This window comes from Dickeya chrysanthemi NCPPB 402 (assembly GCF_000406105.1).
In the GTDB taxonomy this organism is placed as follows: Bacteria; Pseudomonadota; Gammaproteobacteria; order Enterobacterales; family Enterobacteriaceae; genus Dickeya; species Dickeya chrysanthemi.
The window spans coordinates 3,658,468-3,674,134 of the sequence record NZ_CM001974.1 but is presented as its reverse complement, the minus strand read 5'-3'; the positions used below and the strand labels follow the sequence as shown (position 1 = coordinate 3,674,134).

Genomic DNA, 15,667 nt, shown 5'->3' with positions numbered 1-15,667 from the left:
GTTTCGTGGGCATAATCCTGGGGTATTGTGTTAGGGCCGGAGTAAGAGTTAACACGTACAGAGTCAGTGACGGCAAACCGGTATTATCGCCTAAATACTATCGCTTAAATGGCTGATAGGTACGCATGATGTTTGATATTATCAATTCCAACAAAGTACAACAGGCTATGCTTACAATGTCACCAGTCCTCAACGATAGCGGGAGTTTTGATATGGCGATTCTTCCAATGTCATATAGCCCTGCCACTATGGCGCGGGAATACCGGAAAATTGGCGAAACGAGTGTAAACGGTCGTGCTGTTGATATTTATATTCACAATGATCAACACCATGCGGTTGCCATCTATGGTGAACCCGATGACGTTGCTGGTGATTTACGGCATGTTGTAGTAGCAAAGATTGACCTGAAATCCCGTAATAGCGACGACGAAACCGAAACTATTCTGGCTGTCATCGGTTATTACGAGAATCTGCAACCGATGAATGCACATTCTGTGCAGGTTGAAGGTGTGATTGTCACCAAACGCGAACGAAACGCCAATGTCGCCAGCGCCATGTATAAGGCACTCATTCATGACGGTATTGTGCTGGTGAGTGATAACCTTCAATTCCCTGGCGGGAAGGCACTGTGGGCGCGTATGGCACGTAAAGAGATGGGTATTGATGTGTTTGTATTCGACTCAGAACGGCGTACTTTCTGGCCGTATGACGGTGAACGGATCCGATACGATGGCCGAAGTATCCCAGAGAGCGACATCTGGAGTCTTGCGCCGAATGAATCGCGAAAAGGGGTAGTGCTGGTAGCTGAACGCAAACGAGACGAATCAGCCGCTTAATGTCACTTCAACCTGCGCAAAAACTTGCCGTGTCTGTGGGATGTGCGCCCCTGGCTGGCGGTGATCTGGTGGCGCTGTTGCCGGATTACACCATGCCGGAAGCGGATATTTACGCGGTTTACCAGCAGCGTCGGCATGTGCCGGCGCGTATTTCGGCGTTGATCGCCTGGCTGAAACAGTATTTACCGCAAGGTGAGGGGCGGTGCCTCCCCGACGACGGAGAGGCGCCAGGTCTTACTGACGAACCAGACGGCCGGTAGCGGCTTCGGTTTCGAAGTCGCTGCGGAACGGGTTGATGTCCAGACCGCCGCGACGGGTATAACGGGCGAACACGGTCAATTTTTCCGGCTGGCAGTAATGTTTGAGGTCATTGAAGATGCGCTCGACGCACTGCTCGTGGAACTCATTGTGCTGGCGGAACGAGATCAGGTAACGCAGTAAGGCTTCCCGGTCGATCTGCCGGCCTTCGTATTTGATGACCACGCTGCCCCAGTCCGGCTGGTAAGTCACCAGACAGTTGGATTTCAGCAGGTTGGAACACAGCGTTTCGGTGACAAGCGGCGCATTATCGCGCACGGCGTGCTGCAAATAATCGGGATTGAAGCCGTAATCGTTCACTTCGATGTCCAGCTCGTCGATGTTGATGCCGGGCAGGGTATCGATCTGCGACGGGTAACCGGTCAACCCCGGGTACAACGTGACCTTGACGTCACCGTTGGCGGCGGCGGACAAATCCTTGATAAGCGTGGCGTGTACTTCGCCGATATCCTGAAAACGGGTCTGGTTGAAGCTGTTAAGGTACAGTTTGAACGATTTGGATTCGATCAGGTTTTCCGAGCTGGCCGGGATGATGAATTCGGCGATCCCCACCAGTGGTTTTCCTTTGCGGTTAAGCCACGACAATTCGAAGGCCGTCCACAGATCGTAGCCGTCAAACGGCAGGGTTGAGCCGGTCAGGCCGATCAGATCGCGGCCACGGGCGCGCGGCAGCGCTTCCAGCAGCGTCGGATCGTATTTGTCCGGGTAGCTGGAGCGCACCCCCAGATGGGTAATGCTATCGTTTTCTGTAATATGCATATCGCTCAGTTCCTTGCTGGTACGGCATGAATGTATTTTCTGAACAGTCTGCGGGTTCCGTAAATCGGGCCGACGCCCAACACCGCATACACGACTTTGATCAGAAATTGCGACAGGATCATCGTGCGGATCACGTCAAAGCTCAGCACATTATAAAACGCGATGGTGCAGAAAATCACACTGTCGACGGCGGAAGCGGTGACTGTACTGGTGATCACGCGGATGAACAAGTAGCGGGACTTGGTCATGATCTTGATCTTATGCAGTACCCAGGCGTTGATGTTTTCGGAAATCAGGTAAGCCAGCGATGAAGCCACCAGCACTGCCATCATGCTTTCCACGATGCCGCTGTAAGTGTTGCTGTATTCCCATTCCGGCAGGCCGGGGATCAGGCTGGTAACCCACAGCCCGAGCACAAACGCCAGATGGAAGAAAAACGCGATGAGGATGGTACGGCGCGCCAGCCGTAGCCCATAAAATTCATTGAGGATATCCACCAAAATAAAGGTCAACGGGTAGACAAAAACGGCAGGCGGCACGACCAGATTCAGTGCCGGAATAAATATCGGCTTTACGCCGCTGACGGTGGAAAAAATATAAATAACGCAGAGTGCGGCGGTAATCATCAGGTAGGCCAGCCAGGAGCGTTCGTTCCTGTCGCTGATGTCGTAAGCGGTAGTGATGTCTTTGCCGGCGTAGAGTTTTTTGTACAATGCATTGAGTTCGTGCCGGCTCAGGTCATCAGAGATTTCGCTATCGACCAGTTCCTTGAGATCCATGTGGATCATTTTGCCGGTCGACAACACCATGATATTGGCTGATAACTCGCCGCTGTGGTTGAACCCCAGCAGCTTGAATTTCTTGTTTGCATCCATTTATATCCTTTCCTCTATGATATATCCCAACAGGACGACGTCCTCCGGGCGTTTTTTATCCGCTGCGTCCGGCGCATCGGGGATGTCGACGAAAAATCCCGAGGCAGGAGAGTGGTAGAGCATCGGCGTATTCGGCATCAGTGCCGGCGGCCGACGGATAAGCAGCAACGCGCCGGGGTAGAAGGCATCGCCGATTTGCGATTCCACCTTCACCGCCACCATGTTGGCTTCTTCTCCAAAGAACCAGGTCAATGGGCATTGCACGGCTAACTGCCCAATCTTGTGCTGCCGTACCGACAGCAGTTGCGACTGCGGGATAATCGGGATTGCCGCTGGATTTTTATTGCCGTCGAACGAGACGGTATTGTTCAGGCGTTCAACCTTTTCCAGATCGTAATCTTCGATTTCTTCACAGGAAACGCCGAAGAAATCGGAAATGCGATTGATGGTGGATTGCTGAACTTTATTTACCCTACCTTCAAGAATTTTGTAGATAGTGGTACGCGTTACCCCGGTACGATTGGAAAATGAGGCTTTGGTTTCACCTCGGGTACGCATCAGATATTCAATATTTTTAATGATATTAGTTTTGCGCTGAGCATTCGTTGTTTTCATGGTCATCCCTTCTCAGGTCAGTTCTCAGACTGGTTCATCTTACGATAACGCGTTACTTTCACCTATCCCCATTGTGTAGAAAAATCTCAGGTAATTCGGCTTTTTTCGGAGGATTAAAACGGAAAAACCGCATGAAACAGTGTGGATTTATTCAATGGATTGGAGGGGGTTGTAACATCATCATTAAAAATGAACATTAAAGATCATAAAGTGTCTATTAATGTGTTGACTTAAGTGTTTTTATTGCTATAACGTTTAGATAAATTAATTAATCTGTGCTAAGCAGATAATCCATTATAAGTAGATTTTATAGTTGAACTGCTAATTGATTGTCGCCGTCGTTATTGACGCAGACAATCATGCATCCGACACCAGGGAACCGAGAACGGATGCGATCACGGTGAGGTTACAGGATTATACCGTCGCTCACCTTCATGACGCTGCGCTATTATGGTGCAGCGTTTTTGTTTTTATCAGCCTGCGGTCGGGCTGAGTGCCATGGTTATTTTCCGCCGGCCAGATCGATAAAGCTACCGGTGACATAGCTGGCTTCATCCGACAGTAGCCAGGCTATCGCGTTTGCGACTTCTTCCGGCTGGCCGCCGCGCTGCATCGGGATCGCCTGGCTGAGCCTGTCGACCCGGCCCGGTTCACCGCCATCGGCGTGAATATCGGTATAAATAAAGCCGGGACGCACGGCATTGACCCGGATCCCTTCTGCGGCCACTTCCAGCGATAAACCTTTGGTCATCGAATCGAGTGCGCCTTTAGACGCGGCGTAGTCCACATACTCATGAGGGGCACCCAGTCGCGAAGCGGCGGATGAGACGTTCACGATTGCGCCACCACGTCCGCCATGACGATGAGACATACGTTTAATGGCCTCACGGGCGCATAAAAAGCAACCGGTGATATTGGCGGCAAACATCGCGTTGAGGCGGGCTGCATCCAGTTCTTCAAACCGGGCTTGCGGGTGCAGAATACCCGCGTTGTTGACCAGACCGGAGAGAGGACCTAACTCGCGATCAATATTGGCAAACAGCGCGACGATTTGTTGTTCGTCTGCGACGTCGGCCTGGATAGCGATGGCTTTACCGCCGAGCGCGGTAATCTCTTCAACCACACGTTGCGCCTGATGGTATTGGCGCAGATAACTGATGGCTATCCAATGCCCTTGCCGGGCCAGACGTAATGCGGTCGCCCGACCGATACCTCGTGAACCGCCGGTGATGAGGGTGATGTTCTGCATAGGCTGGTACTCTGGTGTGTGCGGAAAACCGACAGAGTAAGCGATGGTCCAAACAGAGTCCACTTGATGCCCATACCGGCATCCATCCGGAACAGGCATAAAGTGAGGGACATCTGTAGTGACGTTTCAGGGTTGCGTGCGTGACGGCGTTTCCGTCAGCGTGATGGCATCGTACATCACCATCCCGCCCTGCAACTCCAGCGTAATGCGGTTGCTGCCTGGTTGCAGTATGCCGGCTGGCAATGGAATATGCGCTTCATGGTAACGGCCGCTTTGCATGGCTCCCCGATAAATCGCTTTGTCGTTGTCGTACTTCAGCGTCGTCAGCAACTGATCGTTGAGCTTCACCGCCAACTGTGGCGAGCTGGCGGGTGTCGTCATACCGCTGTTGCTGGCGGCGGCGAGCGCAATATTCAGGGTGTAAGGCTGCTCAGGCGTGCGGGTAGTAAACTGGATATGCCAGCTACCCGGTTGAGTCTGGGCGTAGTACCAGTCTTGGCGTTCGCGGCTTTTACCGATGTCGAACGTCAGGTTGGCCGGTACTTCGGTTTGCCAGTGATATTGGCGTAGTTTATCGCCGAAGCGGAACTCTTCAGCGCGTCGGTCAGCCTGGCCGATGGCCCATACCAGCGGGGCGGGGCGTTGGGCGTCAATCTGGCCGAGCCGGGTTTTCTTGCCTTCCACCCTGACGGTTTGCTGCGCCAGCAGGCCGATTTGCGTGCCGCCATCGGCGTAAGCCGACAACCGGTACTCACCCGGCGGCACGTTGTCCAGGTTAAAGCGGCCATCCCGATGGGTTCGCGTGGTGTACAGATAACCGGTCGTCTGGACGTCGAAGTCTTCCTTGCTGCTGTTCAACACCACGGTAGCGTGCGGCGCTTCGGTGCGCAGGCGGCCGCTGACGGTAGCGCGTGCGCGGGGATAGCGCGAATCATCCAGCCAGCGGTAAGGCCAACTGGCGCGCTCATGTTCAGCCCGGCGGCTGACATCCGCCACCAGTTCCCGGTCGTTGCCCTGATTGATGTACAGCAGCCACGGGCCGTAGAGTTTTTCAAAGCCCGGCTGCGCCACCATATCCGGCGTGCCGAAGTGCGAGCCGGTAAGGTAGTTCAGGATAATCGCATCCTGATGCACCAGCAGTTCCTGTTTTAAGGCATCGCCCGAGAAGTACTCACCGCTGGCGGGCACCATCCAGGCGCCGTAACCGTTACCCATCACCCCCCAGTAGCGGCTTTCGCGCTGATAACCGGCAAAGTCGTATTTGGAGTAGACATTGCCGTCAGGCAGCCGCCAGGTTTCATCCTGCACTTTGGGTAACTGCTCCAGTTCTTCATACAGCAACGGCGTGCCGCGCCGGATGCTATTGAACAAGGTATCCAGCCGGGTGGCGTCAAAGCGATAAACGTTGCGCAGTTCGCTGATGGTTACCGGCGCAGCGCCGGTATTGGCGGCCACCACGTAGCTGTAAAGTCCGCTGACGCCGCTGGTCATGATCAGGTGATATTCCAGCCGCAGCTTGCCGTTCTGGTCATCGATATAGGCCAGATGCACCATGTCCGGCGTCTGTTTAATGACGTTCAGCTGTTCCGGTACGAATTCGTTGACGCCGCCGGAGTAGTAATCGAGATAAAAGCTGCGATTTTTATCCGGGTCGCGCGCCGCGCCGGAGAGGCGAGAAATCAGGTTGGTACCGCCTTTCCATACTTCTTTTGCGCTGCCGTCTGCGCCAAAGCGCACTTTCAGCAACCCGTTATCCAACGTGCTGTTCATACCGTCCAGCGTTAGCTGTACGGCGCCTGTCGCCGTCAGCGGCAACACAAATGCCAACGTCAACAACGGGGTACGCCATGTCTGTAGAGGTTTCATCATGATGCATCGTCCATTTGTCTTGTGATGAGTGGTGCGTTGTAGGGAAAGCTATACCGAAATACACAGACTGGCACAGCGGCGGACGATACTCCTTTGCCGGATGGTCATGTGTGACGCAACAGTGGCAACCGCGTGAAGATTGGCGCGATCAGGATCATAGTTGTTGATTCTGCTACGACGTGCGCCGGCGTCGGCTATTGGCGATATAATGCAGTGAAATAGGGTGAAATTTTTTTAAAATCAATATGCTATATCGAAAAACAATTCAATAACACTCCGGTACGGTTTTTCGCTATCATGCACCTCTCTGAAACCTGTACTGATGGGCGCTATGGAACGTTTTCTGGAAAATACGATGTACGCTGCGCGGTGGCTGTTGGCTCCGGTTTATCTGGGGCTATCGTTGGGGTTACTGGCGTTGGCCATCAAGTTCTTTGAAGAAATTTGGCATGTCCTGCCGAACATTTTCTCCATCGCGGAATCCGATTTGATCCTGACCTTGCTGTCGCTGGTGGATATGACGCTGGTGGGCGGGTTGCTGGTGATGGTGATGTTCTCCGGTTATGAAAACTTTGTGTCGGCGCTGGATATCGGCGAGGACAAGGAGAAACTGAACTGGCTGGGGAAAATGGATGCCAGCTCGCTGAAAAATAAAGTGGCGGCATCGATCGTGGCGATTTCGTCCATCCACCTGCTGCGGGTATTCATGGATGCCAAAAACGTGCCGGACAACAAGCTGATGTGGTATGTGATCATCCACCTGACGTTTGTGTTGTCCGCTTTTGTGATGGGGTATCTGGATTGGTTGTCTCGTCACGACCACCACGCTCATCATGACAATGAGAAACCGCACCCGAAACCGTAATCCATAATACGGCGCCGGCGTAAACGATGCCCCCGCTTGCCGGGGGCGTTTTTTTGTCTACAGTTCAGCCAGGCGTCAGAGCGCCAGCACGTCCACCAGGCAACTCATTGCGTTGGGGCCTTGCGTCAGCGGCGAAGTACCCATATCCCGCGTCAACACGTTGGCATTGCCGGATTGTTCCACCGCGTGCCATTGCGCCTGACCAAAGCCGGGATCAAACCAGGCGCCGGTCGCCATCATCACCACACCCGGCGTAACGCCATCGGTGATTGCGGCTCCGGCGTAGATACGCCCGCGATCGTTGCGAACTTCCACCCGTTCACCATGGCGGATGCCGCGTGCGGCCGCATCTTGCGGGTGCATGTACAGGGTTTCGTGTCCGGCGGTTTGGTTGGCGATGACTTGCGGTGTACTGCCGAGCTGGCTGTGCAGCCGATCGGCCGGTTGGATCGAGATAAAGTGCAGCGGCCAGCGTTGTGTGGCTTCAGCGCCCAGCCATTCCACCGGCGGTTGCCATTGCGGATGCGGCGCGAAATCCGGGTAACGGTAATCGGCAATGGTGCGGCTGAATAGCTCGATTTTGCCGCTCGGCGTGTTCAACGGGTGACGCTGCGGGTCGTGGCGAAATTCTTCGAAAAACACGAACGGCTGCTCATCCATCGGAACATCCACGAATCCTTGCTGCCAGAAACCGTCGAAATCAGGCCAGCTTTCACCGGCGCTGCCCTGACGCTCCCGACAGGCGAGGTACATCGATTCCAGCCACTGGCGCTCGGTACGGCCGCCGTGCGTGAAGGCGTCGCCGTAACCCAGGCGTTGGGCCAGCTCGCTGAAGATGTCGTAGTCGTGACGGGCCTGATGCTGCGGCGCAATCGCCTGATGCATGGCGAACACGAAGCGGTCGCGCGAGGAGCCGCCGATATCGTTTCTTTCCAGCGAGGTGGTGGCGGGCAGCACGATATCCGCCATCTGCGCCGCGGCGGTCCAGACGATATCCTGCACGATAACCGTATCCGGACGCTGCCAGCCTTCCACCAGCCGGTTGAGCTGCTGGTGATGGTGGAACGGATTGCCGCCGGCCCAATGAATCAGATGGATATCGGGGTAAGTTCGCTGCTCGCCGCAAAACGTATAGGGCTCGCCGGGGTGCAGTAACATATCGGCGATGCGCGCCACCGGAATCGACTGGCCGGGATTGGGCACCGACGGTGAGGCGGGGGCCGGCGAAGTGATGCGTTCGTTGCCGACGCTGTTCATCGAGCCGTGACCAAACGAGAAGCCGCCGCCCGGCAGACCTATTTGCCCGAGCATCGCAGACAGCGCGATCATCATCCAGTAAGGCTGTTCGCCGCGGTGAGCGCGTTGCACCGAATAAGAACAGGTCATAAAGCTGCGTACGCCGATCAACTGCCGAGCCAGCTTTTCGATACGTTCAGCCGGAATGCCGGTGATGGCGCTGGCCCACGCCGGGGTTTTGGCGATGCCATCGCTGCGGCCGTTGAGATAGTCGCGCAGCGACGGGTAACCGACGCAGTGGCTGTCGAGAAAATCACGGTCTTCCGCTTCCCGGCGCTGGATCTCGTAGCCCAGCGCCAGCATCAGCGCTACGTCGGTGTTGGGGCGGATAGGGATCCACTCCGCGTTAACGAACGCCGGGCAATCATCCCGCATCGGGCTGATGTTAATCACCGGAATACCGCGTGCCGCCAGCGTCTCCAGCGCCGGTTTCAGCGTGTGGTGACCGGCGCCGCCGGAAGCTACCTGAGCATTTTTCAGCGCCAGCCCGCCGAAGGCGATAAACAGCTCGCAGTGATCCGCCACGCTGCGCCACTCGGTGACTTTGCCGGTTAGCGGGTGGAAGGTGCCGATCACATACGGCAGGAAGAATTGCGCCGCCCCCCAGCTGTAGTTGCCGGTTTGGTCCACCGCGCCGCCACCGGAGAAATAGAAACGCCGCACCTGCGATCGGGCATGATGAAAACGTCCGGCGGAAGACCAGCCGTATGACCCGGCGAACAGGCCGTCGGCACCATAGCGGTCGCGTACCCGGCGGTTTTCTTCCGCCACCAGATCCAGCGCCAGATCCCAGTCCACCTCGATGAACGGTTCCTTGCCGCGCAGCGTGCGGTCGCTGTGTTCGCGTTTCGCAAGCCAGGAGCGGCGCACTGCCGGTTTGCGAATACGCTTGTCGGAATAGACCAGCGGTACGATCGAATCGAGCATTGGCGATGGATCAGGATCGTCGGCAAAGGGTTCGCAGCGAATAAGCCGGCCATCCTCAACGACGGCGGTGAACGCGCCCCAATGGGCGAGGTGTGGATAACGCCTGATTGTCATAGCATCCTCGGTAAATAGGCTGGGTTCCGTGCAGGTTGGCGGTGACGAGCCCGGCAGGGTTTCGTAAAGGACTCTGCCTTAATGAGATAGCCTGAATGAGATAGCCTGTTATTTATCTGGTTTGCCATCATACAAGCCTGCTACGGGGCAGGCCAGCCGGCACTTATGCCAATCGGGCATGTGTTATATCGGGCGATAACGGCCTGATTGCCGCACTGATCGAATCAGGAGGATTATGTGCAGGTCGAGTTTCTCTGTGCAGCAGCAAGCTGGCGGGCCTATCTGTGTGATGTATGACTATCTTTGACGAAAAAATCACACATACGTGAGTTAAATTCACACATTGACGGGGCTGGCGGTAAAGGCCGCAAACGTCTTGACAGCCCATCTTTCGCTCCATAGGGTGGAAAAGCAGGCGCGATGGTCGGGCGATGTTCGGCCAACCGGCGCGGCGGCTTTACACACAGCCTGACGTATCGGGTAACGAGAAGAATAAATAAGGTGCTGCAACATGAGTCTGACGACGTATCTGGGTAAACAGGTGCTGGGGGTGCTGGCCTGTTACCAACAAGGAAATGTGGTAATTCATATCTGCGGGGTGTATCCGCGTGCCGACAACAGCCTGCGGGTATTTTTCCCGAAAGGGCACAGTCTGATGGTGGGCGACCTGGCGACGGTACACCTCGACAATCGCACCGGCGTTGATGAGTTTGACGCCAATATCTCGGTGTATCGTGCGTCGTATAAAGGCCGGGTGGTGAGTGTAGATGAAGACTGGGTGATTCTGGCGCCGCGCGAGTGCCAGTTGTTGCACGGTTTCACGCCGGTGGTGGACATCCATGAACCGGGTTATGTGTTCCCGACCGACAACCGGCCGGAACGGCCTGTGCCGTTGACTTCCATGACCGCTCTGCCGGACACCGAGCGCAAGGACTTTACCAATAAAGTCGGCGTGCTGGTGACGATGGCGGAAGAGCAGCCGCATACCACGGTGCTGGCGTTTCTCTCTTCGGTCGAGGACGATATTTTCCTGATTACCTTTCCGGAAACCTTCAAATCCAAACTGCTCAAACGCAACCCGCACTGCTTTTTCGCGATGGATGAGCGTTCACATTACACCTTTGAGCGCTCAATTGAATGGAATTACACCCTGATCGAAGGCGACGCGCATCTGATTGACCCGGCAACGCCGTTGTTTGAGGAAGTCCGCCATGCGTTCATCAACAAGAACCCATGGGAAATGGCGTTTTTCCTGCGTCCCAATCTGGAAATGTATCACATCAAGAGTCGTCAACTGGTGTGCCCCGGTTCGCGTCGGCCGATTAATCAGGCATGAATGAATTTGAATGAATTTGAATGAATTAGCCTGGTCCGATAACGCATCGGATGGATTGCGGAACATTGTCTTGACCCTGCCATCTTCCGTGGCGATGGCAGGGTGGATGAGCTGCAAGGCTATTTGAAATCGACCGTCATCAGTTCCGGTACGCTGAACTGACGGGTGGTTTCCACACATTTCCCTACGTATTCGGTAAAGCGCGGCGGGGTTTTCATGCCCAGTTGCAGCAGTTTGCGGTTGCTGAACTTCACATTGAGCTGAGCGAACGATCCGTACAGACGCATCGCACGCAGCATCAGGCGTTCATTGCATGGGCCATACAGATCGCTAAAGCGGCTGCGCAGTTTGATCAGGTCGTGGTAGCTCACCTGACGATAGTCTGCTCCCATCGGAGGGCGCGCCGCCGCTTGCGCCATTGCCTGATCGACCTCGTTAAAGCTGACGCTGGAGGCTTCGCCGGCGGAAATATGATAGATATCGTTAACCGCCTGCTCCGTATGCAGCAGCATCATGATGGCTTCGGCGCAGAAATCCACCGGAATGACGTCGATTTTGTCATCCAGCGAGCACATGAAGCGCTGAAGTTTCATCGCCATTTCGAATACCCAGTAGATGCTGCTGGAGGGCTTACAGCCCAGGTGCGAATGACCGACGATAATCGACGGGCGCACAATCAGTAACGGCATGGCCGGGCAGTGTTCACGCATCAGGTTTTCGATGGTGGCTTTGGACAGGGTGTATTCGACGATATGCGATTTTTCCGTATCCAGTTGTCCGCACTCTTCGACCACCTGGTCTTGATCCGGTACGCAGGACATCGCAGTGCCGATCTGAATGAATTTTCGCAGCGATGTAACCTGACTCATGCGTTTGGCAAAGGCCAGTGTGCCTTCTACATTGACTTTCCAGATCAAGGGATTATTGCCAAATGAGGCGATTGCCGCACTGTTAATGACATGAGTGATGCCGTCCAGCACCGGGTGATGAATAAATGATTCGGGGTCGGCTAAATCACCGATAATAATATTCTCTTCCGTTAAACAAGATAATCGTGATTCTGAAATATCAAATTTACGCAGGTTATTGAGAATTCGTTTAAGTCCATCCTGTCTGGTGGTGGCTCTGACCAGCATATATATTTTTTCAATCTGCTTGTCCTGTAGCGCTTTTTCCATAATTGCACCGCCCAGGAAACCTGTGGCCCCGGTGATGAAGACTCTTTTCATGACGAGATAACCCTGATTTATTGTCGAAAGGCCAAAAGCGAATGCTGTCTGAATTACGCTCAGGAGCAGTATAGCCATTCTATTTCACCCGGTTTTCGGTTTTCAATTTTCCCGGCGTTTATTCTTATTCTGTTGTCAGTTCGTTTAGCTTTTTGTGCTTTTATTATTTTTTCTAATTATTCCGATGGCTATTCTGTGCGAATAGCGCGTTGTTTAGATATTTCGTTAATGTGGGCTGAATATTTTGGTTGTTTAAACACAAAGAAAAAAGAAGGAGAGACGACAGTGACAAACGCTATTCGAGATAATTTGAACCGCAGAATAATTGTGTCGGGTATTTAAAACGTCATTGCCGGGTGCGCCAGGCGGAGGCGCTTACGACTGCATCCTCCACCCGGTTATACCGCTGCATAACGACAAGTCCACCGTGGTCGCCCATGTAATGGGCGAGGCCCGGCTTAGAAGGCGTAAGTCACGGCAAAAGTCCCTTCGCTCTGATTGGCGCGGAACACGATCGGGCTATCCGCCGCTTTATCGTTCAGGTGGGTATAGCTACCGCTGAGCGTCGCGGCCCAGTGCGGATCAAACTGGTGTGTCCAGAACAGCGAGATGGACTGGCCGTACAGGCCGCTTTCTGCCTGATAAGTGCGATAGCCGGAGTTCTGGCTCTGCTGCTGATTCACACCGTAAAACAGATTGTTATAGCGCGCATCGCCGAACAGCAATGTGCCCTGGGCGCCCAGCGTATCCGATTTGTCCTGGAACAGAATGCTGGTGAGCGAGGTCTGGTATTGCACGCCCTGGCTGTCGGTCAACGGCAGAATCGCTTTCGCTTCCACCGACAGTTGGTCGGTGAATTGCCAGCCGAGCGCTACGGCGGTGTTCAGCACGCCGTCGATGTTACCCATACCGCGTAACTTGTCGGAGCCTGCCCGGAAAGAGGATTTCTTATCGGTACGTCCGGGCGCGTAGCCCAGCGTGTGCTCAAGATAAAACTGGCCGAACTGCAAGTCATAGCCGGCGCCTTTGGCGGTATCGAAAAAGAAGGCGCCCTGACGCGCCTGAATCACCGGCAGCATAGCCCAGGCGCGTTCGTCTGAACCGCTGTAGCGAGGCGCATTGTGGGCGGCGAGACCGAGAGTGACGCCATCTTGTTGACCGGGCGCGGTATCGTCGGCCCAGCTCAGGTTGCTGACGGCGAAGAAAAGAGTCGCTATGTAAAAGGGTCTGTGTCGCACTATCATCCTGTCGGAACTCCTTAAAGCGGGAAAGAAAAGCGGGAAAGAGGTGTTGCCTTGTACTGGCGTAGCCGTACGTGCTGGTACGAAACACCGGAGTATACACATCGGCATCAATGCCCGGTCGGGAAATTATTAAGAAATTGTCAAGAGAGCCATGATGAGTCCGAAACGCATTCTGATAATCGAAGATGACGCGGATGCCGCCAGCGTGCTGGAGGCTTACCTGAAGCGCGATAATTTTCAGGTGTTGCTGGCGAGTGACGGCGTCAGCGGGCTGGAAATGGCGCTGCGAGCCAAGCCGGAGCTGATTCTGTTGGACGTGATGCTGCCGGGCATGAACGGCACCGAAGTGCTGGCTGCTTTACGCCGTAAAAGCGATGTGCCGGTGATCATGGTGACCGCCATGGGTGACGACACCGATAAAATCGGCGCTTTACGCTACGGCGCCGATGATTATGTGACCAAACCCTACCATCCCGGCGAAGTGGTGGCGCGGGTACAGGCGGTATTGCGGCGCACGTGCGGCGCGATGACGCCCGGCAGGCCGCTGAGTTTTGGCCCGCTGGTGGTGGATCAGGATGCCATGCTGGCGGCGGTGACCGATGCGCAAGGGGGCTGCCGGCCGCTGGATCTGACGCCGACGGAGTTCAGCCTGCTGACGACCATGCTGCGCGCCCAGACCCGTGCGTTTTCCCGCCAGGAACTGCTGGAAGCCTGCCTGCCGGACAGCGACGCGCTGGAGCGGGTGGTGGATACTCACATCTATAACCTGCGCAAAAAACTTGAAGCGGTCGGTATCGGCGGTGTGCTGCTGACGGTACGCGCGGTGGGCTACAGGTTTCGTCAACCATGAAAAATATGCCTCCTCTCTCGCTGTGGCGCTGGCTGTGTATTCGCATTCTGTCGCTGGCGATTGGTACGGTCGTGCTGATCGCCACCTGCATGTGGCTGCGCTTTATTGTCTGGAGTCTGTGGGTGGTTCACAACATGCCGGAAGCCGTGCGTAACGAATTCGAAGTATTACGCGCTAATCCTGAGCTGAACCGTGCCCGCTACTACCACATTCTGGAGACCTGGTACGGCCCCAAACTCTTCGACCTCTCTATTGCCTCCGAAGACTGGCTGATCCTTGGGATGTTGGTGCTGGTCGCTATCCCGTTGATTGTGATGTTGGGGTTGTGGGCAGCCCGGCCGTTGTCGGTACAGTTTAGCCAACTGGCGATGTCGGCCCGTGCGGTGGCCCGCGGGCAGTTCGCCACCCGAGCGCGTACCGTACCGGGCGCGCCGGCTGAGCTGACCTTGCTGACCCAAAACTTCAATGCCATGACCGCGCAACTGGAACGTTACGAGCGTGAATTACATGCCTCGCATGTGGCGATGGCGCATGAGTTGCGATCGCCGTTGACGGCGGCGATGGGGCGATTGCAAGGGATGCTGGATGGCGTTTTCCCGCCGGATACCCGGCAGTTACAGATGGTGATGAACCAGATGCTCAACCTGAATCGGCTGATTGAGGATCTGCATTTGCTGTCGATGGCCAGCGCCGGTCAACTGGCTATCGACAAGACCCGGATGAACCCGGTGGAACTGCTGCGTGACCGTATCGCCTGGCTGAAGCCGAATGCGGAGGCGGTCGATTTCAGCATAACGCTGCACGCCGATGAAGAAGGGGATTGTCTGGCGGATCCGATCCGGCTCGGGCAGGTGTTTACCATCCTGATGGATAATGCCTTGCGTTATGCGCAGGAGGGCAAGACGCAGCGAATCGAGGTAGTACGGCGGCAGGATCACTGGCTGATTCGCTTTCGTGACTACGGCCCCGGCGTCAGCGCGGCATTCCTGCCGCATATTTTCGAGCGTTTTTCCCGGGCCGATACCTCACGGGCACGCCATTCCGGCGGCAGCGGGCTGGGGCTATCCATCGCGCAGGCGATTTGCGAAGCGCTTGGCGGCACGCTGACGGCGGAAAACCATCCGCAAGGCGGCATGTGTTTTACCCTCACGCTGCCGACGGCGTGACGTTGATACAGACGTGAAATAAACGCGTTTTTTCAGCGTCCTTGACCGTTTCTTGATGAAGCGTGGAAACAATCTGGAAATGTGTGCGCTGTAATGATGATGACGGGTAACAGGAAATC

Annotated in this window: 14 protein-coding genes; 6 read left to right on the top strand and 8 right to left on the bottom strand. The window is 55.2% G+C overall.

Annotated elements, in window-relative coordinates; all coding sequences use genetic code 11:
* The first annotated feature begins 125 nt into the window (after window positions 1-125).
* Both DCH402_RS16155 and DCH402_RS16150 read left to right on the top strand, forming a co-directional pair.
* The gene (locus DCH402_RS16155) at window positions 126-836 is read left to right on the top strand and encodes a hypothetical protein (protein WP_233276291.1); all 711 of its coding nucleotides are present in this window, start codon (window positions 126-128) and stop codon (window positions 834-836) included.
* A complete protein-coding gene (locus DCH402_RS16150) occupies window positions 836-1,096 on the top strand; it encodes a type 2 periplasmic-binding domain-containing protein (protein ID WP_040002247.1) in 261 nt (86 codons plus the stop codon). Before DCH402_RS16155 ends, DCH402_RS16150 begins: the two co-directional genes overlap by 1 nt.
* Here the strand turns inward: DCH402_RS16150 and queF are convergent.
* From queF to DCH402_RS16125, 5 genes are all read right to left on the bottom strand, one after another.
* Entirely contained in the window at window positions 1,071-1,913 is an 843-nt protein-coding gene (queF, locus tag DCH402_RS16145) for an NADPH-dependent 7-cyano-7-deazaguanine reductase QueF (RefSeq protein WP_040002246.1), read from the bottom strand. The two genes, DCH402_RS16150 and queF, sit on opposite strands and share 26 nt — an antisense overlap.
* A 5-nt stretch (window positions 1,914-1,918) precedes the next feature.
* On the bottom strand, window positions 1,919-2,788 hold the full coding sequence (locus DCH402_RS16140; protein ID WP_012770904.1) for a queuosine precursor transporter: 870 nt from the start codon (window positions 2,786-2,788) through the stop codon (window positions 1,919-1,921).
* Window positions 2,789-3,403, bottom strand: a complete 615-nt coding sequence (locus DCH402_RS16135) for a helix-turn-helix domain-containing protein (RefSeq protein ID WP_040002245.1) — start codon at window positions 3,401-3,403, stop codon at window positions 2,789-2,791.
* 502 nt (window positions 3,404-3,905) lie between these two features.
* Window positions 3,906-4,652: an SDR family oxidoreductase gene (locus tag DCH402_RS16130; protein ID WP_040002244.1), complete on the bottom strand. Its 747-nt coding sequence runs from the start codon at window positions 4,650-4,652 to the stop codon at window positions 3,906-3,908.
* Window positions 4,653-4,778: 126 nt separating this feature from the next.
* Window positions 4,779-6,521: a polysaccharide lyase family protein gene (locus tag DCH402_RS16125; RefSeq protein WP_040002243.1), complete on the bottom strand. Its 1,743-nt coding sequence runs from the start codon at window positions 6,519-6,521 to the stop codon at window positions 4,779-4,781.
* Between the two features lie 331 nt (window positions 6,522-6,852).
* On the opposite strand from DCH402_RS16125, the gene DCH402_RS16120 reads away from it, so the two are divergent.
* A complete protein-coding gene (locus DCH402_RS16120) occupies window positions 6,853-7,386 on the top strand; it encodes a TIGR00645 family protein (protein WP_040003662.1) in 534 nt (177 codons plus the stop codon).
* 75 nt (window positions 7,387-7,461) lie between these two features.
* Here DCH402_RS16120 and DCH402_RS16115 read toward each other — a convergent pair whose 3' ends face one another.
* Entirely contained in the window at window positions 7,462-9,723 is a 2,262-nt protein-coding gene (locus DCH402_RS16115; RefSeq protein ID WP_040002242.1) for a molybdopterin-dependent oxidoreductase, read from the bottom strand.
* Between the two features lie 511 nt (window positions 9,724-10,234).
* Here DCH402_RS16115 and DCH402_RS16110 point away from each other — a divergent pair.
* Window positions 10,235-11,059 (top strand): hypothetical protein, encoded by an 825-nt coding sequence (locus DCH402_RS16110; RefSeq protein WP_040002241.1) that lies wholly within the window; start codon window positions 10,235-10,237, stop codon window positions 11,057-11,059.
* 119 nt (window positions 11,060-11,178) lie between these two features.
* On the opposite strand, the gene DCH402_RS16105 is transcribed toward DCH402_RS16110, so the two are convergent.
* Both DCH402_RS16105 and DCH402_RS16100 read right to left on the bottom strand, forming a co-directional pair.
* On the bottom strand, window positions 11,179-12,288 hold the full coding sequence (locus DCH402_RS16105) for an SDR family oxidoreductase (RefSeq protein WP_040002240.1): 1,110 nt from the start codon (window positions 12,286-12,288) through the stop codon (window positions 11,179-11,181).
* A 458-nt stretch (window positions 12,289-12,746) separates the two neighbouring features.
* Window positions 12,747-13,532 (bottom strand): MipA/OmpV family protein, encoded by a 786-nt coding sequence (locus DCH402_RS16100; protein ID WP_027712943.1) that lies wholly within the window; start codon window positions 13,530-13,532, stop codon window positions 12,747-12,749.
* A gap of 154 nt (window positions 13,533-13,686) precedes the next feature.
* Here DCH402_RS16100 and DCH402_RS16095 point away from each other — a divergent pair, with 154 nt between their 5' ends.
* Together DCH402_RS16095 and DCH402_RS16090 are read left to right on the top strand one after the other, a co-directional pair.
* Window positions 13,687-14,382, top strand: coding sequence for a response regulator (locus DCH402_RS16095; RefSeq protein WP_040002239.1), 696 nt, complete (start codon window positions 13,687-13,689; stop codon window positions 14,380-14,382).
* The gene (locus tag DCH402_RS16090; protein WP_040002238.1) at window positions 14,379-15,548 is read left to right on the top strand and encodes a sensor histidine kinase; all 1,170 of its coding nucleotides are present in this window, start codon (window positions 14,379-14,381) and stop codon (window positions 15,546-15,548) included. Before DCH402_RS16095 ends, DCH402_RS16090 begins: the two co-directional genes overlap by 4 nt.
* Window positions 15,549-15,667 lie beyond the last annotated feature (119 nt).